20 protein-coding genes and 1 pseudogene are annotated in these 25161 nt (G+C 72.5%); 13 read left to right on the top strand and 8 right to left on the bottom strand.

Annotated elements, in window-relative coordinates; all coding sequences use genetic code 11:
- The first annotated feature begins 173 nt into the window (after positions 1-173).
- A complete protein-coding gene (locus tag ACFY0I_RS09300) occupies positions 174-674 on the top strand; it encodes a hypothetical protein (RefSeq protein WP_281209983.1) in 501 nt (166 codons plus the stop codon).
- Positions 675-721: 47 nt separating this feature from the next.
- On the opposite strand, the gene kstD is transcribed toward ACFY0I_RS09300, so the two are convergent.
- From kstD to ACFY0I_RS09315, 3 genes are all read right to left on the bottom strand, one after another.
- Complete coding sequence (gene kstD, locus ACFY0I_RS09305) at positions 722-2509, bottom strand: 3-oxosteroid 1-dehydrogenase (protein ID WP_388892412.1); 1788 nt, start codon at positions 2507-2509, stop codon at positions 722-724.
- A gap of 163 nt (positions 2510-2672) precedes the next feature.
- On the bottom strand, positions 2673-3857 hold the full coding sequence (locus ACFY0I_RS09310) for a GDSL-type esterase/lipase family protein (RefSeq protein WP_388892414.1): 1185 nt from the start codon (positions 3855-3857) through the stop codon (positions 2673-2675).
- A gap of 16 nt (positions 3858-3873) precedes the next feature.
- On the bottom strand, positions 3874-4458 hold the full coding sequence (locus tag ACFY0I_RS09315) for a TetR/AcrR family transcriptional regulator (RefSeq protein ID WP_388892416.1): 585 nt from the start codon (positions 4456-4458) through the stop codon (positions 3874-3876).
- A gap of 92 nt (positions 4459-4550) precedes the next feature.
- Here ACFY0I_RS09315 and ACFY0I_RS09320 point away from each other — a divergent pair, with 92 nt between their 5' ends.
- Positions 4551-5042, top strand: a complete 492-nt coding sequence (locus ACFY0I_RS09320; protein WP_388892418.1) for an FBP domain-containing protein — start codon at positions 4551-4553, stop codon at positions 5040-5042.
- A gap of 105 nt (positions 5043-5147) precedes the next feature.
- Here ACFY0I_RS09320 and ACFY0I_RS09325 read toward each other — a convergent pair whose 3' ends face one another.
- A complete protein-coding gene (locus ACFY0I_RS09325) occupies positions 5148-6272 on the bottom strand; it encodes an aminoglycoside phosphotransferase family protein (RefSeq protein ID WP_388892420.1) in 1125 nt (374 codons plus the stop codon).
- Positions 6273-6501: 229 nt separating this feature from the next.
- Here ACFY0I_RS09325 and ACFY0I_RS09330 point away from each other — a divergent pair, with 229 nt between their 5' ends.
- On the top strand, positions 6502-8001 hold the full coding sequence (locus ACFY0I_RS09330; protein WP_388892422.1) for a hypothetical protein: 1500 nt from the start codon (positions 6502-6504) through the stop codon (positions 7999-8001).
- A gap of 170 nt (positions 8002-8171) precedes the next feature.
- Here ACFY0I_RS09330 and ACFY0I_RS09335 read toward each other — a convergent pair whose 3' ends face one another.
- Positions 8172-9596 (bottom strand): PP2C family protein-serine/threonine phosphatase, encoded by a 1425-nt coding sequence (locus ACFY0I_RS09335; protein ID WP_388892424.1) that lies wholly within the window; start codon positions 9594-9596, stop codon positions 8172-8174.
- Positions 9597-10054: 458 nt separating this feature from the next.
- Here ACFY0I_RS09335 and ACFY0I_RS09340 point away from each other — a divergent pair, with 458 nt between their 5' ends.
- Positions 10055-12313: a molybdopterin cofactor-binding domain-containing protein gene (locus ACFY0I_RS09340; RefSeq protein WP_388892426.1), complete on the top strand. Its 2259-nt coding sequence runs from the start codon at positions 10055-10057 to the stop codon at positions 12311-12313.
- A 15-nt stretch (positions 12314-12328) separates the two neighbouring features.
- Positions 12329-12784, top strand: a complete 456-nt coding sequence (locus ACFY0I_RS09345) for a (2Fe-2S)-binding protein (protein WP_388892428.1) — start codon at positions 12329-12331, stop codon at positions 12782-12784.
- 63 nt (positions 12785-12847) lie between these two features.
- Here the strand turns inward: ACFY0I_RS09345 and ACFY0I_RS09350 are convergent, their stop codons facing one another.
- The gene (locus ACFY0I_RS09350) at positions 12848-13261 is read right to left on the bottom strand and encodes an SHOCT domain-containing protein (RefSeq protein WP_388892430.1); all 414 of its coding nucleotides are present in this window, start codon (positions 13259-13261) and stop codon (positions 12848-12850) included.
- Positions 13262-13413: 152 nt separating this feature from the next.
- Between ACFY0I_RS09350 and ACFY0I_RS09355 the strand changes: the two genes are divergently transcribed.
- Complete coding sequence (locus ACFY0I_RS09355) at positions 13414-15435, top strand: amino acid permease (RefSeq protein ID WP_388892432.1); 2022 nt, start codon at positions 13414-13416, stop codon at positions 15433-15435.
- Between the two features lie 31 nt (positions 15436-15466).
- Here ACFY0I_RS09355 and ACFY0I_RS09360 read toward each other — a convergent pair.
- A pseudogene (locus ACFY0I_RS09360) lies at positions 15467-16609 on the bottom strand (helix-turn-helix domain-containing protein); the annotation flags it as partial.
- Between the two features lie 126 nt (positions 16610-16735).
- On the opposite strand from ACFY0I_RS09360, the gene ACFY0I_RS09365 reads away from it, so the two are divergent.
- The 7 genes from ACFY0I_RS09365 to ACFY0I_RS09395 all read left to right on the top strand — a co-directional run bounded on the left by ACFY0I_RS09365 (position 16736) and on the right by ACFY0I_RS09395 (position 24108).
- Complete coding sequence (locus ACFY0I_RS09365; RefSeq protein WP_388892434.1) at positions 16736-17299, top strand: TetR/AcrR family transcriptional regulator; 564 nt, start codon at positions 16736-16738, stop codon at positions 17297-17299.
- A gap of 297 nt (positions 17300-17596) precedes the next feature.
- Entirely contained in the window at positions 17597-18007 is a 411-nt protein-coding gene (locus ACFY0I_RS09370; protein WP_388892436.1) for a hypothetical protein, read from the top strand.
- Positions 18004-18768: a transcriptional regulator gene (locus ACFY0I_RS09375; protein ID WP_388892438.1), complete on the top strand. Its 765-nt coding sequence runs from the start codon at positions 18004-18006 to the stop codon at positions 18766-18768. The genes ACFY0I_RS09370 and ACFY0I_RS09375 overlap by 4 nt, the downstream gene beginning before the upstream one ends.
- Before the next feature lie 71 nt (positions 18769-18839).
- Positions 18840-19280: a roadblock/LC7 domain-containing protein gene (locus ACFY0I_RS09380; protein WP_388892440.1), complete on the top strand. Its 441-nt coding sequence runs from the start codon at positions 18840-18842 to the stop codon at positions 19278-19280.
- A 97-nt stretch (positions 19281-19377) separates the two neighbouring features.
- Entirely contained in the window at positions 19378-19752 is a 375-nt protein-coding gene (locus ACFY0I_RS09385; RefSeq protein WP_388892442.1) for a hypothetical protein, read from the top strand.
- A gap of 185 nt (positions 19753-19937) precedes the next feature.
- A complete protein-coding gene (locus ACFY0I_RS09390; protein WP_388892444.1) occupies positions 19938-23513 on the top strand; it encodes a CDP-glycerol glycerophosphotransferase family protein in 3576 nt (1191 codons plus the stop codon).
- A gap of 112 nt (positions 23514-23625) precedes the next feature.
- Positions 23626-24108: a VOC family protein gene (locus ACFY0I_RS09395; RefSeq protein ID WP_388892446.1), complete on the top strand. Its 483-nt coding sequence runs from the start codon at positions 23626-23628 to the stop codon at positions 24106-24108.
- Between the two features lie 122 nt (positions 24109-24230).
- Here the strand turns inward: ACFY0I_RS09395 and ACFY0I_RS09400 are convergent, their stop codons facing one another.
- Positions 24231-24965 (bottom strand): NAD-dependent deacetylase, encoded by a 735-nt coding sequence (locus ACFY0I_RS09400; protein ID WP_388892448.1) that lies wholly within the window; start codon positions 24963-24965, stop codon positions 24231-24233.
- Positions 24966-25161 lie beyond the last annotated feature (196 nt).

The raw sequence follows: 25161 nt of genomic DNA on the forward strand, positions 1-25161 counted from the left end.
CCCCCCGGTCCCGCAGGTCCGAGCCGCGAACGGGCCCGACCGCGCGACCACCCCCGTCCGGTAAGGAGCGGATTCCTCCAAAGGTCCGTACCCGCAGGTCCGCGATCCACCGGCCCGGCCCGACCCCGGGGCCCCCGCGCCGGAAAACCCGCGCGGCCACGTACCATGGCGACATGTCCTTCCTCCGCCGCCACCGCGCCGCCACACCCGCCGGCCCGGACTTCGACGTCCTGGCCATGGACCCGGGGGACTGGCCGGGCAACCTCGGGGCCGGGCTGCTCCCCGCCCCCGACGGCAGCTGCCAGGGCGTCTTCCTGCGCTACGACCTGTTCGGCGGCCGCGGCCCCGCGATGATCATCGGCAATCTCCCCGAGGGCTCCCCGGCCCGGGACCTCGCCGAGGGCGAGGTCCCCTTCGAGGTGGCCCAGCTCCTCGACGCCCTCGAGAACGAGGAGGAGGTCGAGGTCACCGGCTCCGAGGACTGCCCCGTCATGCAGGGCGACAACCTCCTCATCGTCCGCAAGGTCAAGCTCTCCGAGAGCCGGATCTCCTGCGTGCAGTTCGACCGCAGCGACAACGTCCTCGTGACGATCGCCAGCTGGGACCGGCCGATCACCGACGACCTCTACGCGCTGCTCAAGCCGCTCCCCGCCGAGCTGTTCCAGCAGGGCTGAGCCGGCCGGAACCGCACGGCGCGAGGGCTACGGCGGCCCGGTCCGCGTCAGGAGTCCGCGATGTCGTTCGCGGCCACGTAGCCGAACGTCATCGCGGGCCCGATCGTCGATCCGGCGCCCGCGTAGCTGTGGCCCATGACCGCCGCGCTCGCGTTGCCCGCCGCCCACAGCCCGCGGATCACCGAGCCGTCCGGCCGCAGCGCACGCGCCCGCGCGTCCGTCACGATGCCGCCCTTCGTCCCCAGGTCACCGGGCACGATCTTGAACGCGTAGAACGGCGGCACCCAGACCGGCGCCAGGCACGAGTTCGGGTGCACGTTCGGGTCCGTGTAGTAGTGGTCGTACGCCGTGTCACCCCGGTGGTGATCGGTGTCGGTGCCGTTCCACGCCTGGGCGTTGAACCGGTTGAGCGTCGCCCGCAGCGCACCCGCCGGTACCCCGATCTGGCCGGCGAGGGCGTCCCAGGTCCACGCCTTCTTCGCCGCTCCCGCCTCGTACCAGGAGTTCGGGAAGGGCAGGGTCGGCAGGATGTCCTTGAACAGGTACTTGTTGCGGTAGTGCTGGTCCACGATCAACCAGGCGGGGATGTGCGAACCGGCGGCGCCCCGGTCCTTCTCGTACATGACGTGCACCACGTCGCTGTACGGGGCCGCCTCGTTCACGAACCGGGCCCCCGCCCGGTTGACGATCAGACCGCCGGGCAGCGTCCGCTCCGCCAGACAGAAGTACGGTTCCCCGGGCAGCGGGATCGACGGCCCCCACCAGGCGTCCTCCATCAACGCCAGCTCGGCCCCGGCCCGTTGGCCCGCTCGGATGCCGTCGCCGGTGTTCTCCTTCGCGCCGACGGACCACTGGGTCCCGATCGGCTGCTGCTGGTACTGCGCCCGCATCTGCGCGTTGTGCTCGAAACCGCCGGAGCCGACGACGACCCCCTTGCGGGCCCGCACCACGCCCCGTACGCCCGCCTTCTCCACCACCACGCCCGTGACCGCGCCGCCCTCCTGGACGAGGTCCACCAAGGGGCTGTTCAGCCACATGGGAACCCCCGCCCGCTGCAGTCCGGCGCGCAGCCCGGTGGCCAGCGCCTGCCCCATCGTGAGCGGCTTCTCCCCGCGCAGGGCGGCCGCCGTGCCGCGCGCCAGGCACTCGGCGGACACCGCGAGTCCTTTCGCGCTGACCGCCGCGAGGTTCAGCCACTTGTAGTCCTGGCTGAACACGACCATGCCGGCGGGCACCGGCATGTACGCCGGGTTCAGGTGCGCGAGTTCGGAGCCCAGAACGTTTCCGTCGATCTGGTCCGGCTCGATGGAGCGGCCGTTCGGCAGCCCGCCGGGCAGGTTCGGGTAGTAGTCGCTGTAGCCGTCCATGAAACGGAACCGCAGCGGACTGTTCGCCATGACGAAGTCCAGCATCCGGGGCCCGTTCGCGAGGAACGCCTGCTGCCGGTCGACCGGCACTCCGGGACCCACCACCGCCGCGAGGTACGTCGCCGCCTTCTGCGGGGTGTCCGGCACTCCGGCGCCCAGGATCACCGAGTTGTTCGGCAGCCATATGCCGGCGCCTGACCGGGCGGCCGAGCCGCCGAAGGTCGGCGCCTTCTCGACGACCAGGACGCTGAGGCCCCGCTTCGCGGAGGTCAGGGCGGCCGTCATCCCGGCGGCCCCCGACCCGACCACGACGACGTCGTACTCGCCGAGCGGAGCCCCGTCGGCCCGCGCGGCGGCCCCCGGCAACACGGTGGCGGCGAGCACCCCCGCGCCCGTCCCGGCGAGGACGGTCCGGCGGGAGGGCGGGGAGGGGCGCGACGGCAGGGAGGGGGCGGGGCTTTCGGTCATGGGTGGCTCCAGCGGGAGGGGAGGAGTGCGGCGGCTCCAGCATTTCTGATGCTGAGTCAGAAAAGGTGTTCGGGGGATCATGTGATGTCAAGGGACGCGCTGCCGCCGGCGCCCGCCGCCCGTCGGGAAACCGGGTCGGGGGGAGCCCGTAACGCGCCTCCGATCAGGGGGAGTCGGCGGCGAACGGACCGCCGGCGCCGAAGACTGCGCGGGCGAAGCGTTCCCCGATGAGGCGGTGCGTGGCGGCGTCCGGATGCAGGTCGTCGGGCAGGGGTCGTTCGGCCTGATCGGCCTCGCCGTAGAGGGCGAGCCCGTCGAGGTGGTGCAGGTTCGGGTCGTCGGCGGCCCGCTGCCGCACGATCCGGGCGAGTTCCTCCCGGATGACCCGGAGCGTCAACTTTCCGGCGGCGACCTCGGTGGGGTCTCCGGTGGCCGTGAACCGCGGGTTCCCTTCACCGATCGCGTCGAGGTCCATGGCGGTCGGCCCGGGGGTGCGCTCGTGGAGGGCGCAGTGGATCGGCGAGACCACCAGCAGCGGGGTGGTGGGGTGCCCCTCGCGGAGGGTGTCGAGGAAACCGTGGACGGCCGGACCGAAGGCGCGCAGCCGCATCAGGTCGGCGTTGACCAGGTTGATGCCGATCTTGACGCTGATCAGGTCGGCCGGTGCGTCGCGCATGGCGCGGGCGGTGAACGGGTCGAGCATGGCGTTGCCGCCGAGCCCCAGGTTGACGAGCTCCACCGCGCCCGCGGCGGCCGCCACGGCCGGCCAGGTTCCGGTCGGGGTGGCGGCGTTGGAGCCCTGACTGATCGAACTGCCGTGGTGCAGCCACACCTTGCGGCCGTTCGAGGGCGGAACGCGGACCGGGGCGTCGGTGCGCAGGGCGAGGAGCCGGGTGGTCTCGTCGTGCGGCAGCCAGATCTCCACGCCCTTCTCGTCGCCGCTCAACCCGGCGAACCGGAGGGTGGCCATCGGACCGGGGCGGGTCACCACCGTCCCGGCGGTCATGTCGATGGTGAGGACGTCGCCGTGCGGGGCGCGGGCCGCGCCCGCGAGCCGGCCGTTCACCAGGAGCTCGTACACGCCGTCGGGGAGCGTCGGCGCCCCCGTGTAGACCCGCTTGCCGGCGACGACGTCGAGTTCGACGGTGGTCGCCCGGGTGCGGAAGGCCAGCCGTACGCCGGACGGCTGCGACTCGGCGAGGGCCGGCCCGCCCGCGGGGATCTGTCGTCGGGCCCGCGCCGGCAGCCGGTGGGGGAGCGCGCCGCGTTCGGTCTGCTCCAGGTCGAGGGCGCCGCGCAGCAGCTCGGCGGTGACGGGGGTGGTGATCCACCCGGCTTCGGTGTTCACGTCGCGCTCACTTCGGTCAGGGGGTGGTGGGCCAGGTGCGCAGCAGCACGTCGAGCGCGTCGAGGATCCGGGTCCAGCTCTCCTGGGAGCCGGGTGCGCTGTGGTCGAAGCCGCCGGCGCTCTCCAGCGTCACGTAGCCGCTGAACACGCTGCCCAGCAGCCGCACGGCGTGCGTCTCGTACGGCTCGGCCAAGCCGTACCCGCGCAGGACCGACCGGGTCAGCCGCGCGTGCCGGACGGCGGCGTCGGCGCCGGCGGAGTTCGGGTCGAGCGGGAAACGGGCGGCGACGAAGCGGCCGGGGTGGGCGAGGGCGTAGTCGCGGTAGGCGTGGGCGAAGGCGACCAGGGCGTCCTTGCCGGCCCGGCCGGCCACGGCGTCCGCCGCCCGGTCGGCGAGCTCCTCCAGGGCGAGCGCGGCGATCCCGGTCTTGAGGTCGTGGGCGTTGCGCACGTGCGAGTACAGGCTCGCGGTCCTGACCCCGAACCTGCGGGCGAGTTCCGCGGGGGTCGCCCGCTCGAAGCCGATCTCGTCGGCCAGCTCGGCTCCCGCCCGGACCAGGCGTTCCGTGGTCAGTCCCACCCGTTCCGCCCGCGCCGCCATGTCCGTCCTCCGCTCCGCGCCACCGCCCGCCGGCAACGCCTATCAGGAGTATGTATTTGCCTAATCCATTTAGGCAAATTAGCGTGTACGTCATGAAGCCGCTGACCGAGCAAGAGATCCGCACCGCGTTCGTCAACTGCACCAAAGGTGAGGCGAAGCGCCTGTCGATCCCCCGTGACCTGGCGGAGCGGCCCTGGGAGGAACTCGACTTCCTGGGGTGGCGCGACCCCCAGGCCCCCGACCGCGCCTACCTCGTCACCCTGCTGGACGACCGCCCCGTCGGCGTTCAGCTGCGCTCCTCGACCGGCGGCGCGGGGCAGGCACGGCGCAGCATGTGCACGGTGTGCCTGACCACCCACACCGGCGGCGTCTCCCTGCTGGTGGCACCCAGGGCGGGCAAGGCCGGACAGCAGGGCAACTCGGTGGGCCTCTACATGTGCGACGACCTCGCCTGCTCGCTCTACCTGCGGGGCCGCAAGGACGCGGGCGTCGGCGGCCGGCTCCAGGAGTCGCTCACGCGGGAGGAGAAGATCGCCCGGACCGAGGCGAACCTCGCCGCGTTCCTCACCAAGGTCACCGCCTGACCCGAAGCTCCGCTCACCCGCGTGCGAACGCACACGCTCCCGTGTCCCGCACACGGGGTGCGGGACACGGGAGCGTGGCTGAACCCGCGGACCCGGGGCGTCGGGTCAGCGCGTGCCGACCGCCGCACGGACGGCCCTGCGGGCCATTCCGGCGTCGTCGTGGAGCCGGCGCAGCAGCAGTCGCTGCTCCTCGCCCGAGGACAGGGCACCCACCGGCAGCGGCTGACTCGGGGCCGTCGCCAGCATCGAGCGCTGCACCGCCGTCTCCGACATCCGGATCTCCCGCGTCAGCACCAGCATCAGGTTCACCAGGAAGGCGTCCCGGGACGCCGGGCCGGCCGACTGGGCCAGCCGGCTGATCTGGCTGCGCGCCGCGGGGGCGTCACCCAGCACCGTCCACAGCGTGGCCAGGTCGTATCCCGGCAGGTACCAGCCCGCGTGCTCCCAGTCGAGCAGCACCGGCCCGGCCGGGGACAGCAGCAGGTTCGACAGCAGGGCGTCACCGTGGTTGAACTGCCAAGGGGTGCTCGCCGGCCGGAGCCCGTGCAGCAGCTTCTGCAGGTCCCCGAAGTCCCGGTCGGTCAGCAGGCCCAACTGGTGGTCCCGGGCGATGCGCCGCGCGTAGTCCACCGGCTGCCCGAACAGCTCGATCGGCGGACGCCACTGGTTCACCCGGCACACCGCGCCCAGCGCGGCCCGTACGTCGGCCCGCGGCGGGGCCTCCACGGGGTGCCGCTGGAGCGCCGCCACCCGGCCCGCCATCCGCTCGACGACCAACACGCAGTTCTCGGGGTCCGCGGCGATCAGCCGGGGTACCCGCACCGGCGGGCGGTGCCGGACGAAGGTCCGGTACGTCGCTATTTCGTGCCGGTACCGCTCGCGCCACTCGGGCGAGTGATCCAGTAAAACCTTCGCCACCGCGGTCATCCGACCGGTCGTCCCCACCAGCAGGACCGACCGTCCGCTGCGCCGCAGCACCTGGACGGGAGTGAACTCCGGACAGATCCGTTGCACCGACGCGAGCGCGGTGCGCAGCTGCGCACCCTGCGGTCCCGACAGGTCGATCCGTCCGCTGAGCGGCTGTGACCCGGCCCCCGGCATCCGCCGGGCCCGCAGGGCGCCCTGCGCCGGGGCCGTGGGACGGGCGGGGTCGAGGTAGGGGCCGCCGCCCGCCTGGAGCGTGCGGTGCGGCCGGACCGGGGCGGACACGGAGGACGTGGCTGCGTACATGGCGTTTACGGTTCCCTTCGTGCGCCGACGAGTTGCGTACGCCACCCCGCCGATCCCGGCTTCACCCTGGGGAGTTCCGCCGGTGACCGGGTCGGGGAGGCGCATTCCTACCTGACACCGGGCGGCCCATGGCGAACCATCGGGCGTGCCCTGGCGAAGCCTGGCGAATAGTCGCTGGGCATCTGACGGGGGGCTACTGTCAACTCAGCCGAGAACCTGGGGGCTTGACGTGAGCAAGGGACCAAACACCCGTCTGAACGACCTGTTCGGCCTGGCCGGCTGGTCGAAGGGCGAACTCGCGAGGATGGTCAACAGGCAGGCGGCCTCCATGGGCCACCACCAGTTGGCGACCGACACCTCGCGGGTGCGGCGCTGGATCGACATGGGGGAGACCCCGCGCGAACCGGTACCCACGGTACTGGCAGCCCTGTTCACCGAGCGGCTCGGTCGTGTCGTGACCATCGAGGACCTCGGGTTCGTACGGCAGCGGCGCACCACGAAACGGCAACCGGACGGGGCGAAGGAGAACCCCGACGGAGTGCCCTGGGCGCCCGAACGCACAGCCGCGGTCCTCACCGAATTCACGGGAATGGACCTCATGCTCAACCGTCGCGGTCTGATGGGCGCGGGAGCCGCGCTCACCGCCGGCTCAGCCCTCAGCAACGCCATGTACGACTGGCTGCACACCGACCCCGCCGCCGCCAAGGAAGCCCGGAGCTTCGGCGGTGAGGCCCACCACGCCGATCCGGCGGGCTACGACCGCTACGAGGCCGCCCCGATCGGCTCCCAGGAGATCGAGGCCCTGGAACGCTCGGTCGAGGTCTTCCGGGCCTGGGACGCCTCCAGGGGCGGCGGGCTCCAGCGCAAGGCCGTCGTGGGCCAGCTCAACGAGGTGGGCGGCATGCTCGCCTACCACCACCCGGACCACCTCCAGCGCCGGTTGTGGGGGGTGGCGGCGAACCTGGCGGTGCTCGCGGGCTGGATGTCGCACGACGTCGGCCTGGAGCCCACCGCCCAGAAGTACTTCGTCATCGCCGCGCACGCGGCGCGCGAGGGCGGCGACCGGCCGCGGGCCGGCGAGGCCCTGTCCCGGGCCGCCCGTCAGATGGTGCACCTGGGCAAGCCGCACGAGGCCCTGGACCTGATGAAGCTGGCGAAATCGGGTTCCGGCGAGCAGACCCTGCCGCGCACCCGGGCCATGCTGCACACCATCGAGGCCTGGGCCCAGGCCGCCATGGGCAAGGGCCAGGCCATGCGGCGCACGCTGGGCGAGGCCGAGGACCTCTTCGTCTCCGACAAGGGCGACGTACCGCCGCCCTCCTGGATGCAGCACTTCGACGAGGCGGACCTGCACGGCATGCAGGCCCTGGCCTACCGGACGCTGGCCGACCACGACGCCTCGGCGGCCCCGGTCGCCGCGCGCCACGCCAAGCAAGCACTGCGGTTGCGCGGCGACGGCTACCAGCGCTCGCAGACCTTCGACTACATCTCCCTGGCCTCGGCCTGCTTCATCGCCGACGATCCGGAGCAGGCCGACCGCTACGCCCGCCTCGCGCTGGTCTCGATGAACGAGACCTCCTCGCACCGGACCTGGGACCGGCTGCGCGAGATGTACCGGCTCACCGTTCAGTACGCCGGTCACGCGCGGATCGAGGACCTGCGCGAGGAGATCGAGCTGGCCCTCCCCAACAGCCCCGCGCCGCGCGCACCGCGCGGCACCGGAGTCTGAGGGGGTCGCCGGTGCCCGATGCCGGGGACGAGAAGGGCCGCGCCGTCCGGCGCGGCCCCTGATGCCCCACGTGCCCGTGGCGTCGCGGGGTCGCCTTCGCCGGCCGCGCTTTCGTCGGACGGTGTCGCTCGCCGATCCGCCGGCCGGCGTGCCCGCCGACCCGGGGTGGGTCAGTCGCCTATCCGGGCGACCAGGATGCAGGCGTCGTCCTCGCGCTCGCTCTCGCCGAACTCCTCCGTCACCATCCGCACGCAGTCGCGGGCGGACCGGGCCGCGGAGAACCGGGGCGCGAGGGCCAGCAGCCGCTCGGTCCCGTCGGTCCGGCTGAACTCGATGCTGCGCGGGGTCAGTCCGTCGGTGTGCAGGACGAGCACGTCGCCCGCTTCCAGTCGTTCCTCGGCCTGCCCGTAGACCGCTCCGGAGGTCGCTCCCAGCAGGACGCCCTCCGGCGGGAGCAGCGGGCGGCCCTGGCCCCGGCGGAACAACAGGGGCGCGGGGTGGCCCGCCTGGGCCCAGGACAGGACGCGACGGACGGGGTCGTAGCGGCAGCAGACGGCCGAGCCGAGCGCGGGTTGGACGGAGGTCTCCAGCAACTGGTTGAGCCAGCCCATCAGGGGTCCCGGTTCGATCCCGGCCATGGCCATGCCGCGCAGGGCGCCGAGCATCATCGCCATGCCGGAGGTCGCGCTGACCCCGTGTCCCGTCAGGTCACCGACCGTCAGGAGGGAGCGCCCGTCCGGTAGTTCGAGGGCGTCGTACCAGTCGCCACCGATCAGCGCGCTGGTCGCGGAGGGCAGGTAGTGGGCGGCGACGTCCAGCGTGCCCGCGTTGTCGTGCGGGAACCGCAGGGAGCCGCGCCACGGGGGGAGCACGGCTTCCTGCAGCTCGACCGCCAGCCGGTGCTCGGTCTGCGCGATCTCCCGCCGGCGTTGCAGCGAGTCGTGCGACTCGCGTACCGCCCGCTGGCTCCGGCGCAGTTCACTCACGTCCCGCAGCACGGCCCACATGGAGGCCGTGCAACCGTCGGAGTCGAGTACCGGCTCGCCCCTCATGTGCAGCGTCCGGACCCGGCCGTCGGCCCGGACGATGCGGAACTCGCCGTCTATCGGTTTGCCGTCCACCAGACAATCGGTGACCATCGCGGTCAGCGTCGGCTGGTCCTCGGAGAACAGGGTGGAGCCCAGTTCGTCGAGGGGGAGCGCGCCGGCCTCGGGGGACCGACCGAAGATCTGGAAGAGCTCCTCGGACCAGGTCACCTCGTCGGTCAGCAGGTTCCACTCGGCGCTGCCGACGCGCGTCGGACGGTCATCGGCGGTGGCCTCGGGGGCCGCCTGCGGGGCTTCGACGGGCTCCGGCGCCGGCGGCAGACCCTCCTTGAGCTGTCCGAGGTGCTGGCGGAGGTCGTCGAGGTGGTGCACCGCGAGGTCGCACAGCGCGCGCTGCCAACGCCCCTGGGCGTCGTCGTCGTCCACGACGGTGTCGCGGCGCACCGCGTCCACCTCGCCCCGCAGCCGGCGGGTCTGTGAGATCAGTGCGTCCACCGACCCCGGCTCGGGCGGCTGCGCGGGAAGGTCCGCGTACAGGTGGGACGGCATGAGAACTCCGATACAGGCGCGGCGCGGCCAGGTCTGAAAGAAGGACCGGTTACGACTGTTGCACAGGGCGAGTTGGGCTGTAAGCCGTTTGGCAACATCCGTAGCGGTCTTGCGCAGGGCATATGCCAGCGGCGATCCGGGACCTCGCGCCGTGTGCGAACGAATTCGGTCCGCCCGTGGTGTTACCGGCCGGAAACCGGCTTTCGGGAGGGGCGCGTTCGATCGTTTGGCCGAGTCGTGAGACCCGTGTGCGCATGCGCCCGCGTCGCCCGACGCGTCGGACGCACCCCCGGGTTACCCCCCGAACGAAGGACCCCCTGCGTGGTGATGACGCGGTCCTGCGGCCCTCGCTCGCGCCTCCGGCTTCCCACCCCCCTGCGTGATCGCTACGCTACGCGTCGGTAACGAGCCGGGGCGGTCCGCCGCGGCGGACCGGGCAGGGTGGGGGACACCACGACATGACAGCGCAGAGCCGTGCGGACGGCGGGACCCGAGCACCGAGCGGCGCCGGCGGGCGGACCCGCCGCTCCTTCCTCACCCACCTCGTCGCCGCGCCCACCCTGGCCCTGATCACCCGGGCGGGCGTCGACGTCCTCGCGCCGCAACCCGCCCACGCCGTGATCCCGAGCCTGCCGGCCATCGCCGACCTGGTGGACCTCGGCGACCTGTTCATCCTGGCCGGCGCGCCCACGTCCGCCCTGCTCGCCCTCGCCGTGGACACCGACGGCACCGTCCGCTTCCGCCTGCCGCGCGAGGAGGTCGGGCAGGGGCTCACCACCGCCGTCGCCATGCTCGTCGCCGAGGAACTCGACACCCCGCTCGCCGGCGTCCGCGTCGAGCTCGACGACGCGCGCCCCGAGCTGCTCTTCAACCAGCTGACGGGCTCCTCCAACTCCATCCGGTCCCTCTACGGTCCGGTGCGGCAGGCCGCGGCCACCGCCCGGGCCCGCCTCGTCGCGGCGGCCGCCGCGGGCTGGGGCCTGCCCGCCTCCCGGCTGACCACCGCGAACGGCGCCGTCCGCGCCCCCGACGGCCGCACCGCGAGCTACGGCAGCCTCACCGTCGCCGCCGCCTCCCCGGCGCTGATCGTCCTCGGCGCCGCCCCGAAACCCGCCGCGAAGCACGCCCTGGTCGGCACCCCCACCAGCCGCGTCGACGCCCGCGCGATGGTCACCGGGGCCCAGCGATACACCCTCGACCTCGACGTGCCCGGCGCCAAGCCCTGCGTGGTGCGCCGCCCGCCCACCCTCGGCGGCGGCGTACGCGGCGTCGGCAACCGCGCGGCCGTCCTGGCCATGCCGGGGGTGCTGGAGGTGGTGACCGTCGCCACCGGTGTCGCCGTCGTCGCCGAGACCTTCGGGCAGGCCATCGACGCCAAGGCCGCCCTCCAGGTCACCTGGGGACCCGGGCCCGCCGACCACCTGTCCGACCCGCAGATCCGTACGAAGCTGCGCGCCGCCGTCCCGCCGCTGTTGGTGCCGCCGCTGCTCACCCCCTACGTGGACGCGGAGTTCGACTTCGCCTTCGTCAGCCACGCCCCGATGGAGACCAACTCCGCGATCGCCGACGTGCGGGACGACCGGGCGGAGATCTGGTCGGGGCTCAAGTCGCCCATCGTCGCGCGCCAGTCCATCGCCGCGGACCTCGGTCTGCCGCTGGACAAGGTGAAGGTGCACGTGGTGCAGGCGGGCGGCTCGTTCGGCCGCCGGCTGTTCTTCGACACGGCGCTGGAGGCCGCCCGGATCTCCAAGGCGTGCCGCCGACCGGTGAAACTGATGTGGACCCGGGTGGACGACACCCGGCACGGCCGGATGCGGCCCGCCACCCACCACCGGATCCGCGCCACCCACCTGCTGGGCGAGGTGCTGAGCTTCGAGCACCGGGTCGCCGCCGCCGAGACGGACTTCCGGCACGGGCTCGGCGAGATCATCACCGCGACGGCGGCGAGCCTGCCGCTGGGCCTCGGCAACGCCACCCTCGCCCAGACCCTGTTCCACACCACGGTCAAGAGCCCCTACCACTTCGGGCTCACCACCCAGGCGCTCACCGAGGTGCCGACCGGCATTCCCACCGCCTCGTGGCGTTCGGTCTACTCGGCCAACACGAGGGGCGCCGAGGAGATCGTCGTCGACGAACTCGCGGCGGCCACCGGCAAGGACCCGTACCGTTTTCGCCGGACCTTCCTCAAGACCGACGCCCAGCGGGCCGTCCTCGACAAGGTGGCCGCCGAGGGGGAGTGGGGCCGCGCCATGCCGGCGGGTTGCGCGCAGGGCATCGCCTTCCACGAGGAGTACAAGTCCCGTACGGCCGTTCTGGTGGAGATCGACGCCCGGGACCGGGAGCGGGTCCGCGTCACCAAGGCGGTCATCGCCGTCGACGTCGGCCTGCCCGTCAATCCGCGCGGGCTGGAGGCCCAGATGATCGGCGGTCTCACCGACGCCATCTCCACCACCCTGCGGGCCGGGTTGCACCTGGACAAGGGGCTCCCGCTGGAGGGGAGTTACAGCCAGTTCCACTGGGCGCAGCAGCGCGACACCCCGCGGGACGTCCGGGTCTTCGTGTTCCCGGCGACCGGCGGGGAGCCGGGCGGCGCCGGTGAGCTCGGGGTGCCGGCCGCGGTCGGCGCGATCGCCAACGCCTGGGCCCGCGCCACCGGTTCCAAGCCCCGCAGCTTCCCCCTCGACTTCGACGTCGACTTCACCCCCTACCCGCGCTGACCGCTGGAGTACGCCGTGCCTTCGCACACCTTCATCGTCAACGGGCGCAGCGTCACCGTCGACGCGCCCGACAACCTGCCCCTGCTGTGGGTGCTCCGCGACATGCTCGGCGTCCACGGGCCGAAGTACGGCTGCGGGGTGGACGTCTGCAAGGCCTGCACGAGCCACCTCGACGGGGTGGACGTACGCCCCTGCGTGGTGCCCGTCTCCGCCTGCGCGGGTCGGACGGTGACCACCATCGAGGGGCTGGCGGACGGGGACGTGCTGCACCCCGTGCAGGAGGCCTGGCTCGAACAGGACGTCGCCCAGTGCGGGTTCTGTCAGCCCGGGCAGATCATGGCCGCCGTCGCCCTGCTGCGGCGGACGGCCGAGCCCACGGACGAGGACATCGACGCCATCGCCAACATCTGCCGCTGCGGAACGTACTTCCGCATCCGTGAGGCCATCCGCAGCGCCGCCGCCAGGATGTGAGGTACGGCCGGGGGCCGGCCCGTCGGGGCCGGCCCCCTCACGACGGGCCGCGTCGTGCCGTCGTCAGGTCAGCAGCTTCTGCTTGGCCTGCTGGAACTCGGCCTCGCTCAGGTCACCCTTGGCCTTGAGCTCGGACAGCCTCGCCAGTTCGTCCGTGGTGTTCTTGCCGGTGGTGCCGGCCGCGTCCCGGATGTAGGCGTTGAACGCCTGCTGCTGTTCCTGTGCGTGCTTGATCTCGCGCCTGCCCATGTTCCGGCCCCGGGCGATCACGTACACCAGGACGCCGAGGAACGGGATGAGGATCAGGAACAGCAACCAGGCCGCCTTCACCCAGCCGCTCATCTCGTGGTCGCGGAAGAGGTCCACGACGATGCGGAAGAGCAGGACGATCCACATCACCCAGAGGAAAATCCACATCACGGTCCAGAACGCGCCCAGCACCGGGTAGTCGTAGGCGAGATAGACGGATCCGTCCACGGCCGTCCTCCTTCCGTTCGGGCGACCGCTCGCGTCCGTTGCCCGAGGCGGTCGACGTGATCACCATCGCAGCGGCCCTTCAAGATCGCCACCGGAACGGACGTCCGGGCCGCTTCCCGGAAAACCGGTGCGAAATGGTCGATCATGCCGGAATGAGGCGTATCAATGCGAAACGCGTGCTGGTCGGTGAACCCCTCGACACCGCGCGCCTGGGTGAGACCCTCCTGCCGAAACGGCTCGCCCTGCCGATCTTCTGCAGCGACCCGCTCTCCTCCGTGGCCTACGCCACCGAGGAGATCTTGCTGATCCTCGCCCTCGGTGGAGTCGCGCTGCTCCACCTCACGTGGTACGCGGCCGCCGCCATCGTCTTCCTCCTCGTGGTCGTCATCGCCTCGTACCGGCAGACCTGCCACGCCTACCCGGGCGGCGGCGGCGCGTACGTCGTCAGCTCCGAGAACCTGGGTCCGACCGCGGCCCTGACCGCCGCCAGCGCCCTCCTCGTCGACTACGTGATGACCGTGGCCGTCTCCGTCGTCTCCGGGGTCGCCGCCATCACCTCGGCGATGCCCGCCCTCAACGACCACGAAGTCGGCCTGTCCGTGGCCTTCGTGGTCCTGCTGACCCTGATGAACCTGCGCGGCGTACGGGAGTCGGGGCGCGTCTTCGCCATCCCCACCTACGGCTTCGTCCTCGTCATCTACGTCATGTTCGCCTTCGCCGCCGTCCGCATCGCGACCGGGGACACCATCCGCGCCGAGTCGGCCGAGCTGCCCATCACCGCCACCGGCACCTACACCGGCCTCGCCCTGGTCTTCCTCGCGATGCGCGCCTTCGCCTCCGGCTGCACCGCCCTCACCGGGGTCGAGGCGATCAGCAACGGCGTACCCGCCTTCCAGAAGCCCAAGGCGAAGAACGCGGCCAACACCCTCGCGGTGATGGGCGTGCTGTCCGTGACGATGTTCGTCGGCATCACGGTGCTCGCGATGTCCTACAAGGTGCACGTCGCGGCCGACCCCACGGAACTGGGCCTGCCCCCCGGCACCCCGATGTCCACCGCCCTCGCCCAGATCGGCCGGGCCACCTTCGGCAGCTGGCACTTCCTCTTCTACCTGCTCCAGGCCGTCACCGCGGGCGTGCTGATCCTCGCCGCGAACACCGCCTTCAACGGCTTCCCGATGCTCGCCTCGATCCTGGCCAGGGACCGCTACGCACCCCGCCAGCTCTTCAACCGCGGCGACCGCCTCGTCTACTCCAACGGCGTCGTCCTGCTCGCCCTCGCCGCGATCGCCCTCATCGTCGCCTTCGACGCCGAACTGACCCGCCTCATCCAGCTGTACATCATCGGCGTCTTCGTCTCCTTCACCCTCTCCCAGTCCGGCATGGTCCGGCACTGGCGCAAGGAACTCGCCTCACCGGCGACCCCGAAGGAGGAGCGGATCCACATCCACCGCAGGCTCGCCATCAACGCGGTCGGCGCGGTGATGACCGCCGTGGTCCTGGTGATCGTCCTGCTCACCAAGTTCACCCACGGCGCCTGGCTCGTCGTCATCGCCATGCCCGCGCTGTTCCTGGGCATGAAGGGCGTGCGCCGCCACTACGACCAGGTGGCCCGACAGGTCGCCGTCGCCCCCGGAGTCAAACCGCGCCGGATGGCGCGCCACCACGTGGTCGTCCTCGTCGCGAACGTCCACGCCCCCACCCTCAAGGCCCTCGGCTACGCGCAGGGCCTGCGGCCCGACACCCTGACCGCGCTCTCCGTCGCCGCCGACGAGGAGGACGCGCAGCGGCTGCGCCGGGCCTGGGCGGAACACGACCCGGGCATGCCGCTGAAGGTGCTGCACTCCCCGTACCGCGACGTCGTCGGGCCGGTGCTGGCCCACCTGGAGGCGGAAGCGGCGGCCGAGGGCACGGACATGCTGTCGGTGGTCATCCCGGAGTACGTGGTCGGGCACTGGTGGGAGCAGCCCCTGCACAACCAGAACGCGCTGCGGCTCAAGGCCCGGCTGCTGTTCACCCCGGGGGTCGCGGTGATCGACGTGCCGTACCTGCTGGAGTCGGCCCGGCATGCCGGGCCGGAGGAACCGCGGCCGCCGGGGGCACCGGGGGATCCCCGGGACCCGAGCTCGCCGCAGGACCCGAGGCCGCCTCGGGAGCCGGCGGGGCCGGGGCGTTAGGTCGCTGGGTCACGGCGGCGTGCGCCAGCGCCAGCTCCACCACGTGCGCCGGGTCCGACAGGGCCCGCCCGGTGAGCTGCTCCAGGCGGCGCAGCCGGTTGGAGACCGTGTTGCGGTGGCAGTACAGCCGCTGCGCGGCGTACGTCGTCGAGCCCTGGCAGGTCAGCCAGGTGCCCAGGGTGGTCAACAGGATCCGGCAGTCCTCCGGGGGCAGGGCCAGCACCGGTCCCAGCACCACGCGGCGCAGCCGGGCGGCGAGTTCCGCGTCGGCCGCGACCAACGCCCCCGGCAGCCGCTCGTCCAGCAGGGCGGTGGCCGGACCGCCGGAGCGGGGCGCCGTGCGCAGGGCGAGCCCGGCCAGCCGGCGGGCCCCGGCCACCTCATGGGGGTCGGTCACCACCGGGCTCACCCCGGCGCGCACCGCGAGCGGGCCGAGGAGCTCGCGCAGCGACTCCAGCGGATGGTGACCCAGCTCCGCCAGGCCGGTCTCCCCGTCGGCGCGCAGCCGCCACAGGATGCGCGGGGTGGTGGCGGTGCCACCGACCCCGCCGGGTCTGCCGGCGGTCGGCACACCGGGTCCGCCGGGCTCGGCCGCGCCGTCGCCGAGCACGATCACGGCGAACCGGCCCCGCGCCGGCAGCCCGAGCCGGTCGGCGGCCTCCGCCGCCGTCCCCGTACCGTCGAGCAGGGCGTCGAGCAGGGCCGCGCGGCGCTCCCGCTCGCGCTCGCCACGCACCCCCTCGGCCCGGTGGTACCCCTCCGAAGCGGCGTCCGTCATCCGGTCGAGTACGTCCCACAGCGCGGGCGCCCCGGGCAGCAGCCGGGGCAGCGCGGCCCGGTCGTGCGCGGCCACCGCCTCGGTGAGGTTCTGCCACAGCACCCGGCCGCAGCCGCGGTAGACCCGGTGCAACGAGGCGAGCGGCACCCCCTGTTCGGCGCGCAGGGCGCCGACGGCCCGGGCGTCGGAGAGGTCCGGCGGCAACCCCCGCGCGCCACGGACCAGACCCTCGACGGCCTGGCGGAGGGTGTGGTGGATGCGCTCGCGCAGCTCGCCCCGCCCGAGCAGTGCGGCGTAGGCGGGGTCCTCGGTCAGGGTCCGGTCGGCGAGCCGGTCCGCCGCGACGGCGATCCGGCGGTCCAGGTCCTCACGTATCTCCTCGATGATCCGCTCCATGTCCGGCAGCGTGACACGGGGGAGGGGGCGGTGGGGAGGGGCCGGAGCCCGCAGGTCGGCTAGCGTGGGCTGAGCACTGCAGGTGCAGTGCTCACGAAGACCTGCCGCCCACACCCCGGGGACCCCATGCGCCAGAACCCGCAACGCCGCGCCGCGCTGCTCGACGCCGCGATCGAAGTGCTGGCCCGCGAGGGCTCGCGCGGCCTGACGCTGCGCGCCGTGGACGCGGAGGCCGGCGTCCCGACGGGCACCGCCTCCAACTACTTCGCCCACCGCGGCCAGTTGCTCGTACAGATCCTGCACCGCACCCGCGAACGGCTGGTCCCCGACCCGGCCGACCTGGCCGGGCCGCTCGACACCAAGGTGCTCCTGCGGCTGCTCCTGGAGCGGATGCGGCGCGAGCGCAGCGTGCACGTCGCGATGCTGGAGCTGCGGCTGGAGGGCACCCGTCGGCCCGAACTCCAGGCGGAGATCGTCGGCTTCCAGAAGCTGGAGCTGGCGGCGAACGTCACCTGGCACCTGGACGCGGGCCTGCCCGGGGACCGCGAGGGCGTGGTCCTGCTCTACCTCGCGATGCTGGGCCTGATCGTGGACGACCTGACCGCGCCGACGATGCTGGACGAGGCGGAGACGGACCGCCTCCTCGAGGTGATGGTGGAGCGTCTGCTCCCGGTGCGCCGGGCGGACTGACCATCGGCGCCATCCGGGGCCGTCACCAGGTCGCCGACGCGCGGGCACCGGCGTTCGTGCCGCGCACCCGGTAGCGGACCGGTCGCGGCGCGTGGCCCTTCGCGATCGAATGTGGCGGCCAATGAATACATGCTTGATCAGAAACGAACGGGTTCAGGCCAAGCTGTCACTCGGGACCGCGCATGTTCCAGCGGAAAATGCCAGAACGCCCTTTCGCACTGTGGAACTTGAGTAAGTTCCCTCCTGTCGCGCCGCACGACCGTGCACTCAGCACGTCCGGCCGGGAGGGGAGCCCGCGTGCCCGGGATCGACGAATGCCTGCTCGAAGCCATGGCCCTGCCTGGTGCGCGTGGGGCCGCGCTGGTCGACTGGAGCAGCGGACTGGCCCTCGGCACCGCCGGGGACTCGCCGGTGGGCGATCACGAGACCACCGCCGCCGAAACCGCCGAACTGGCCCGGGCGGCGGCCGAGTACGAGTCGTTCGCCCCCGCGGCCGGCATGCCGGAGGACACCGGTGGACCGGGCTCCGGCCCGCCCGTGGAAGACCTCATCGTCACCACCCGTACCGGATATCACGTCCTGCGCTTCGTCGAGACGAGCTTCGACAGCAGCGTATTCCTCCACCTGTGGCTCGACAGGACCGACGGCAATCTCGCCTTGGCACGGCTCAGGCTCCGCGCACTGGCCGAAGGACTGGTGCTCAGATGACCACCGCGGTATCCCCCCTGCTCACCCGACTCGCGGCCGAACGGGCCACCGGCGCCCTCCTGCGCGACCGGGGGACCCTCTTCCTGGAGGACGGCAGGATCGTGCACGCCGAGAGTCCCTCCACCCCCGGGCTCGACGTACTCCTCACCACGGGCGGCGGCCTCGCGCCCGAACGGTGGAACGAGGCCATCTCCGCGGCCGGCGCCCGCCGCCAGGTCGCCCGCTTCCTCGTGGACAGCGGTGGCATGGCGGGCGGAGAACTTGAGATATGTCACCTCGCCGCCATCTTCGACGCCGCGTTCTTCGCGCTCTCCCCGGGCAGCGGTCCCTCCCGGTTCCGGCGGGGCGCCACCCACTGGATCGGCTCCGTCCGCTCGGTGGCCGCCGCCGCCGTCGAACGCGAGACCCGGCGCCGCCGCGAACTGCTCGACGCCGTCTGGCCGTATCCGCTGCTGGACACCGCACCGGTCGTACCCCGGGCCGCGGCGCCCGGACAGACGGTCACCGCCCGCCAGCGCCTCCTCCTCCAACGGGCGGACGGCATACGGACCCCCGCGGACCTGGCGTGGGTACTGGGCCGGCCCGCCTTCCACACCCTGCTCGACGTACGAAGACTCGCTGCCGCGGGACTCGTCGAGACCCCCCACGAGGCGCCGGTCCCGGAACCTGCCCCGACCCTGCCCGACTGGATGACCCAGGCCCAATCCCCGGACGTGGCACTGCTCCGCCGGCTACGCGACGCACTGGAGGCAAGCCTGTGAGGCTCCCACTGCGGCCGGTCCTGCGCGCCGACCGCCCCGACCGAAGGCAGCCCGAAGGGAGGAAGGGCGACATGGGCCCGTCGATGGTGACCGCCGAGGCCGAGGCCGAGATACTCGCCGAGCTCCGTCGTCTGCGGGCCCGCGTCCCCCAGCTCACCGGAGCCCTCGCCGCCAGCTCCGACGGCCTGGTCCTGGCCCAGGACAGCGCCGCCACCGAGACCGAATCCGTCGCGGCCCTGACCGCGGCCGCGCTCGGTGTGGCCCAGCGGCTCAGCGACAGCACCGGCCAGGGCGCGTTCCGGGAACTCCTGGTCCGCGGTGAGCACGGGTACGTGGCCACGTACGCCGCCGGCGAGGCCGCCGTCCTCACCCTGATCGCCGAGACCCGCGTCAACGTCGGCCGCCTCCATCTGGAGGCCCGCCGGTCCAGCCTGCACATCACCGAACTCATAGAACTCAGCCTCGGCCGTCGGGGCCCCGCGGCGCCGTCCTCCGGCGCCCCCGGGCCGTGACCGGCGCGGACCGGGCCCCCCGCCTTCCCCCCAGCGGTAAACGAAAGCAAACGAGCGACCGGCACAGGTCGACGTGACAGAAGAAAGAGGAACAGTCATGGTCAATGTGGAGACCGCACTCAAGGAAGCCCTCACCACCATCGACGGCGCGCTCGGCGCGGCCCTCGTCGACTACGGCAGCGGCATGGCCCTCGGCACCGTCGGCGGCGGCAAGGACCTCGACCTCGCCGTCGCGGCCGCCGGCAACACCGACGTGGTGCGGGCCAAGGTGCGCACGATGGAGATGCTCGGCCTGAAGGACGAGATCGAGGACATCCTGATCACGCTCGGCGGTCAGTACCACCTCATCCGGCTGATGAAGGGGCGGAACTCGGAGGGCTTCTTCCTCTACCTCGCCCTGGACCGCGTGCGGGCCAATCTCGCGATGGCCCGACACCAGCTCAGGAAGATCGAGCTCGATCTGGAAGTCTGACGGCTGCCCGGGAGGGCCGCGACGTTGCGGAGGCGGGCGGTTGAATTCTTTGCCGTCCGCCCCGGCGGACACCGGGATATGTCCGGGATGGGCTGAATTTATCATCCCGTTACAGAGTAAGATGCTGTAATCGGCTGATCAACAACTCATCAACAGAGCAAAAAACGCTGGAGAACCCGCCACCCATGCCCCCGCGCCTGAGCATCGTCGTCCCCGTCTACAACGTCGAGCTCTATCTCGACGAGTGCCTCGAATCCATCGCCGCTCAGACGTTCGACGACTTCGAGGTCGTCCTCGTCGACGACGGGTCCACGGACTCCAGTGCGGCGATAGCCGAGGCCTTCGCGGCTCGCGACGCACGTTTCCGATTGGTCCTCCAGAAGAACGCGGGGCTCGGCGCCGCCCGCAACGTCGGAGCCCGGCACGCGTCGGAGGGCACCGAGTACCTTGCCTTCGTCGACAGTGACGACACCATGCCCCCGGACGCCTACCAGCGGATGGTCGACACCCTCGACGAGACCGGGTCGGACTTCGCGGCGGGCAACGTCGAGCGTTTCCGCTCCGTCGGCAAGCAGCAGTCCTGGGGCCACCGCGCCGCATTCGCGAAGGACCGGCTGAAGACCCACATCTCCAAGTTCCCGGCGCTGGTCACCGACCGCACCGCGTGGAACAAGGTCTACCGGCGCACCTTCTGGGACGCGCACGGCTTCCAGTACCCGGAAGGCATCCTCTACGAGGACGCGCCCGTCAGCATCCCCGCCCACTACTTCGCCACCAGCGTCGACGTCCTCAGTGACGTGGTCTACCACTGGCGGGTCCGCGAGACCGGCGAGCGCTCCATCACCCAGCGCTCCACCGACCCGGTGTCCGTCATCGACCGCGTGACCTCCGTCCGCCTGGTCCGCGAGGCGCTGCTCGGCAAGTCCGGCGAGAAGTACGCCCGCTACCTGCGCGACTACGACCACAACGTGCTGGCCGAGGAACTCCCCCTCATCTACAAGTACGTCGACGAGGGCGGCCCCGACTTCCGCGAGGCCTTCGTCAAGGAGGTCGGCGGCCTCGTCCGGGAGATCGGCACCGGCCCCTGGCACGACCTCACCGTGGCCGACCGCCTCAAGGCGTACCTGGCGCGCGAGGGTCGCGTCGAGGAGTTCATCGGCCTGCTGCACCACCAGCGGGACTACAGCTACAGCGTGCCCGTCAAGGGACTGGCCCGCCCGCAGGCCGACTACCCCTTCCTCCAGGCGCCCGTTCCGCCGAAGCTGCTCACGCTCGGCCCGCGCGAGCGCCGCGTGGTCAGCCGACTGGAGCACGCCTCCTGGGCCGACGGCAAGCTCCTGCTGCGCGGCTACGCGCTGCCCGGCCACCTGGGCGCCGAGAGCCGGCTGGGCTCCCGCAAGGTGCTGGTCTTCCGCGAGAGCGGCAAGCGCCGCCGCAACGTCGTCAGCACCCGCACCGTCGCCTCCCCGATGGCCTCCGTCAACGCCCCGCACCTGGCCCTGCGCCATGCCGACTGGGCCGGCTTCACCGCCGTCGTCGACCCCACGGTCTTCCAGTCGGGCGGCACCTGGCGTGACGGCATATGGTCCACCTCCATCGCCGTCACCGGGGCCGGAGGCCTCCACCGGGCCCGCCTCAAGGGGGGCGACCACGACAGCGGGCACACCCCGCCCGCACACTGGGTCACCCCCGACGTGCGCATCCTGCCGATCATCTCCCGCTCGCTGACCGTCCAGGTCGAGGTGGTCCGGGCCCGCGCCCTGGACGTACGCCTCCTCGACGACGCGACCCTGGAAGTGGCCGGTGAACTGGCCGCCGAGGTCGGCGCCGGTGCCACGCTGCACGCCGAGCACAAGGTCAGCGGTACGGTCCTCACCGTCCCGCTGACGACCCCCGAGGGCGGCGCGGCCCGTCCCGGCGGCCGGGTCCCCTTCACCGCGGCCATCGCGTTGGACCGGCTGAGCGCCGTACCGGCGCCCGAGCGGCTGCCCGGTGAATGGACCCCCGAGCCCTGGGCCCTGACCGTGGTCCGCGCCGACGGGACCAGCCACCCGCTGGCGCACGACGAGCGCGGCGGCTTCACCGCCCTGGTCGCCACGCTGCCCGGGGACACCGACGGACGCGCCGTGTTCGCCAAGCGCGCGGCGAGCGGCCACCTCATCCTCTCCGTCCAGGTCCCGCCGCCGCTGGTCGACTCCGTCACCACCAAGGACGGCGTCCTGACGCTGAGCGGCACCTTCCGGCTGCCCGCGTCCGCCGCCGACGAGCCCCACGAGCTGGTCCTGCACAACCACAACGGCGTGGAGTTCAGCTACCCCGTCACCCGTGACGGCGACCGGTTCGAGGCCTCCTTCGAACCGGTCCTGCCCGTGCCCTACGCGGGCCGCACCACCATTCCGCACGGCCGCTGGTGGCCGACGTTGCGTCCGGTCAGCGAGGGCGGCGTCACCGCCGGGCTCCTCGGCGTCGAGCGCGGCGCACCCGTCCAGCTGGTACCGCCCGCGCTGGGCTCCGGACCGCACGCGATCACCGTCGAAGGCCGCCGGATGCGCGTCGAGGCGCGCTTCCACGACCGCATGGCGCTCGTCGTCGACCAGCTGCTCAGCCCGCACGACCGCTCCCGCTACGCGCAGCGCATCGCCCGCGACGTGACCTACCCGGCGCAGCGGAACCTGCCGGTCAAGGACATGGTCGTCTACGACGTCTTCCAGGGGCACGGCGCCGGCGACGCGCCCCGCGCCATCCACGAGGAACTGGTGCGCCGCGGCGAGAAGTTGGAGCACGTCTGGCTGGTGCGTGACGGCCGTGTCGAGGTCCCGTCGACCGCGCGCGCCGTCCAGCACGAGAGCCTGGAGGCCTGGGACGTCCTGGCCCGCGCCCGCTACTACGTCGTCAACGACAGCGTCCCGAAGACCTTCCGGCGCCGTCCCGGCCAGACCGTCGTCCAGACCTGGCACGGAACCCCGCTGAAGAAGATCGGCTACGACTTCACCCACGACTACTACACCAGCCCGGACGTCCTGGAAGGCCTGCGGCACGACAGTGACCAGTGGTCGCTGCTCGCCTCCCCGAGCTCCTACGCCACCACCGTCCTCAAGCGCGCCCTCGGCTACGACGGCGAGATCATCGAGGTCGGCAGCCCCCGTACCGACGCCCTGGTGCGGCCCGACGCGGAGCGGGTGGCCGCCATTCGCAGCCGGCTCGGTCTGCCCGAGGGCAAGAAGGTCGTCCTCTACCTCCCCACCTGGCGCGAGAACCAGGAGAGTTGGAGCGGCGGCTACAAGCTCGACCTGCGGATCGACCTCGACGCGGCCCGGCGCGAGCTCGGTGAGGATCACGTCCTGCTCGTCCGCGGCCACTACCGGGTGGCGGAGCAGGTCCGTGACGGCGTCCGCGACGGGTTCGTCATCGACGTCGCGAACTGGCCCGACGCCGCGGACCTGCTGCTCGTCGCCGACGTGCTGATCTCGGACTACTCCTCCGCGATCTGCGACTACGCGCTCACGGACCGCCCGATCCTGCTCTTCGCCTACGACCTGGAGCACTACCGCGACACCCTGCGCGGCTTCACCTTCGACCTGGAGAAGAAGGCGCCGGGCCCGCTGCTCCGGGACTCCGCGAGCCTGATCGAGGCCATCCGGAACGCCGACGCGCTGGGCGCCGAGTACGCCTCCGCCCGCCAGGCCTTCCGTGACGAGTTCTGCGACCTGGACGACGGTCGGGCGACCGAGCAGGTCGTCGACCGCATGCTCGGGAAGTAACCCACAGGAGTGAACCGACAGACCGGCCCCGCGCCCACCGATGAGTTTCGGGCGCGGGGCCGGTCTGTTGGTGTGGGACGCGAGGTCCCACCCACTGCGACGGGAGGCAGTCATGGTCACCAAGGGTTTCACCACGTGCCTGTGGTTCGACGGCAGGGCAGAGGAGGCGGCCGACTTCTACCTGTCCGTCTTCAAGGACGGCAAGCTCGGCAGGATCGGCCGCTACACGGACGCGGGACCCGGCGCGGCCGGTGACGTGATGGTCGTCGAGTTCGAGATCAACGGACAGAAGTTCATCGGCCTCAACGGCGGCCCGCAGTTCACCTTCAGCGAGGCCGTCTCCTTCCAGATCCACTGCGCCGACCAGGGCGAGACGGACCACTACTGGGCCGAGCTGACCAAGGACGGCGGGGAGGAGGGCCCCTGCGGCTGGCTCAAGGACAGGTTCGGGGTGTCATGGCAGGTCACGCCGACCGAGGCCCTCGACCTGGTCTCCGACCCGGACCCGGAGCGGGCCGCGCGGGCCATGGAGGCCATGTACGGGATGAAGAAGCTCGACGTGGCCGAGATGCGCCGGGCCGCCGACGGCGGCTGACGGCGACCGGCGCAGCCTGCGAATGACGGCGCCCGGCGCTGCCCGTGGCCGATGGCGACCCGGGCTCCCCGCGGCGGACGGCGACCGCCGGCTCCGCCGCCCGCGGCCGGGGCCGCGCGGGCTCAGGAGCTCTCGGCGGCGATCCGGGTCAGCAGGGCCGGCAGCGCGGTGCCGATCGGCTCGCGGACGACCTCGTCGGCCAGCGCGTCGTACGGGGTCGCCTCCGCGTTCACGATGATCAACCGGGCACCGGCCTCGGCAGCCATTCCGGCCAGCGAGGCGGCGGGCTGGACCTGGAGGCTGGTGCCGACGGCGATGAAGACCTGGCTGCCCTTGGCCACGGCCACCGCCCGGCCGAGCACCTCCGGGTCGAGCCGCTGCCCGAACATGACGGTGGCCGTCTTCAGGATCCCGCCGCAGGCCGGACAGGCCGGGTCGGGCTCCCCGGCGGCCACCCGGGCCAGCACCTCGGACGTCTCCGACCGGGCGGCGCAGCCCGTGCACACCACCGACCGGGCCGTCCCGTGCAGTTCGAACACCTTGCGGGCGGGCATCCCGGCCGACTGGTGCAGCCCGTCGACGTTCTGCGTGATCACCCGGACCGGAGTGCCGCCGCGCTCCAGTTCCGCCACGGCCAGGTGCGCCGCGTTGGGCTGCGGGGCGGCGGCCCACACCTCGGCGCGCATCAGCCAGGACCGGCGGCGGATCTCCGGATCGGCCATGTAGGACGAGTACGTCACGAGCTTTTCGGCGTCGGGATCGCGTCGCCACAGCCCCTGCGGCCCCCGGTAGTCCGGAATACCGGAATCCGTGGACATTCCTGCCCCACTGAACACTGCGACGAGCGGCTTTCCCATGCGGCGACCCTACGCAGCGCCCACCCGCCGTCGCGACCCCATTTGGCGCAGCCCGTTCCCGCCAGGTGCGGCCGGGGCGCCACGCCGGCCCAGGACGTGATCCCGACCCCCGTCGGAGCGGGGCCGAGCCGATCCGATGACCTCGACCGCGCGGGCCGAGCCGTGGTGCGCCGGGCGGCCGGTTCCCGTTCCGGGT

This window comes from Streptomyces sp. NPDC001568, from assembly GCF_042893755.1.
Lineage (GTDB): Bacteria > Actinomycetota > Actinomycetes > Streptomycetales > Streptomycetaceae > Streptomyces.

Coding starts and splice junctions, on each gene's coding strand:
- ACFY0I_RS09300 (WP_281209983.1), top strand. CDS start 174: ATGTCCTTCCTCCGCCGCCACCGCGCCGCCACACCCGCCGGCCCGGAC.
- kstD (WP_388892412.1), bottom strand. CDS start 2,509: ATGACCGAAAGCCCCGCCCCCTCCCTGCCGTCGCGCCCCTCCCCGCCC.
- ACFY0I_RS09315 (WP_388892416.1), bottom strand. CDS start 4,458: ATGGCGGCGCGGGCGGAACGGGTGGGACTGACCACGGAACGCCTGGTC.
- ACFY0I_RS09320 (WP_388892418.1), top strand. CDS start 4,551: ATGAAGCCGCTGACCGAGCAAGAGATCCGCACCGCGTTCGTCAACTGC.
- ACFY0I_RS09325 (WP_388892420.1), bottom strand. CDS start 6,272: ATGTACGCAGCCACGTCCTCCGTGTCCGCCCCGGTCCGGCCGCACCGC.
- ACFY0I_RS09335 (WP_388892424.1), bottom strand. CDS start 9,596: ATGCCGTCCCACCTGTACGCGGACCTTCCCGCGCAGCCGCCCGAGCCG.
- ACFY0I_RS09340 (WP_388892426.1), top strand. CDS start 10,055: ATGACAGCGCAGAGCCGTGCGGACGGCGGGACCCGAGCACCGAGCGGC.
- ACFY0I_RS09355 (WP_388892432.1), top strand. CDS start 13,414: ATGAGGCGTATCAATGCGAAACGCGTGCTGGTCGGTGAACCCCTCGAC.
- ACFY0I_RS09365 (WP_388892434.1), top strand. CDS start 16,736: ATGCGCCAGAACCCGCAACGCCGCGCCGCGCTGCTCGACGCCGCGATC.
- ACFY0I_RS09375 (WP_388892438.1), top strand. CDS start 18,004: ATGACCACCGCGGTATCCCCCCTGCTCACCCGACTCGCGGCCGAACGG.
- ACFY0I_RS09380 (WP_388892440.1), top strand. CDS start 18,840: ATGGGCCCGTCGATGGTGACCGCCGAGGCCGAGGCCGAGATACTCGCC.
- ACFY0I_RS09385 (WP_388892442.1), top strand. CDS start 19,378: ATGGTCAATGTGGAGACCGCACTCAAGGAAGCCCTCACCACCATCGAC.
- ACFY0I_RS09390 (WP_388892444.1), top strand. CDS start 19,938: ATGCCCCCGCGCCTGAGCATCGTCGTCCCCGTCTACAACGTCGAGCTC.
- ACFY0I_RS09395 (WP_388892446.1), top strand. CDS start 23,626: ATGGTCACCAAGGGTTTCACCACGTGCCTGTGGTTCGACGGCAGGGCA.
- ACFY0I_RS09400 (WP_388892448.1), bottom strand. CDS start 24,965: ATGGGAAAGCCGCTCGTCGCAGTGTTCAGTGGGGCAGGAATGTCCACG.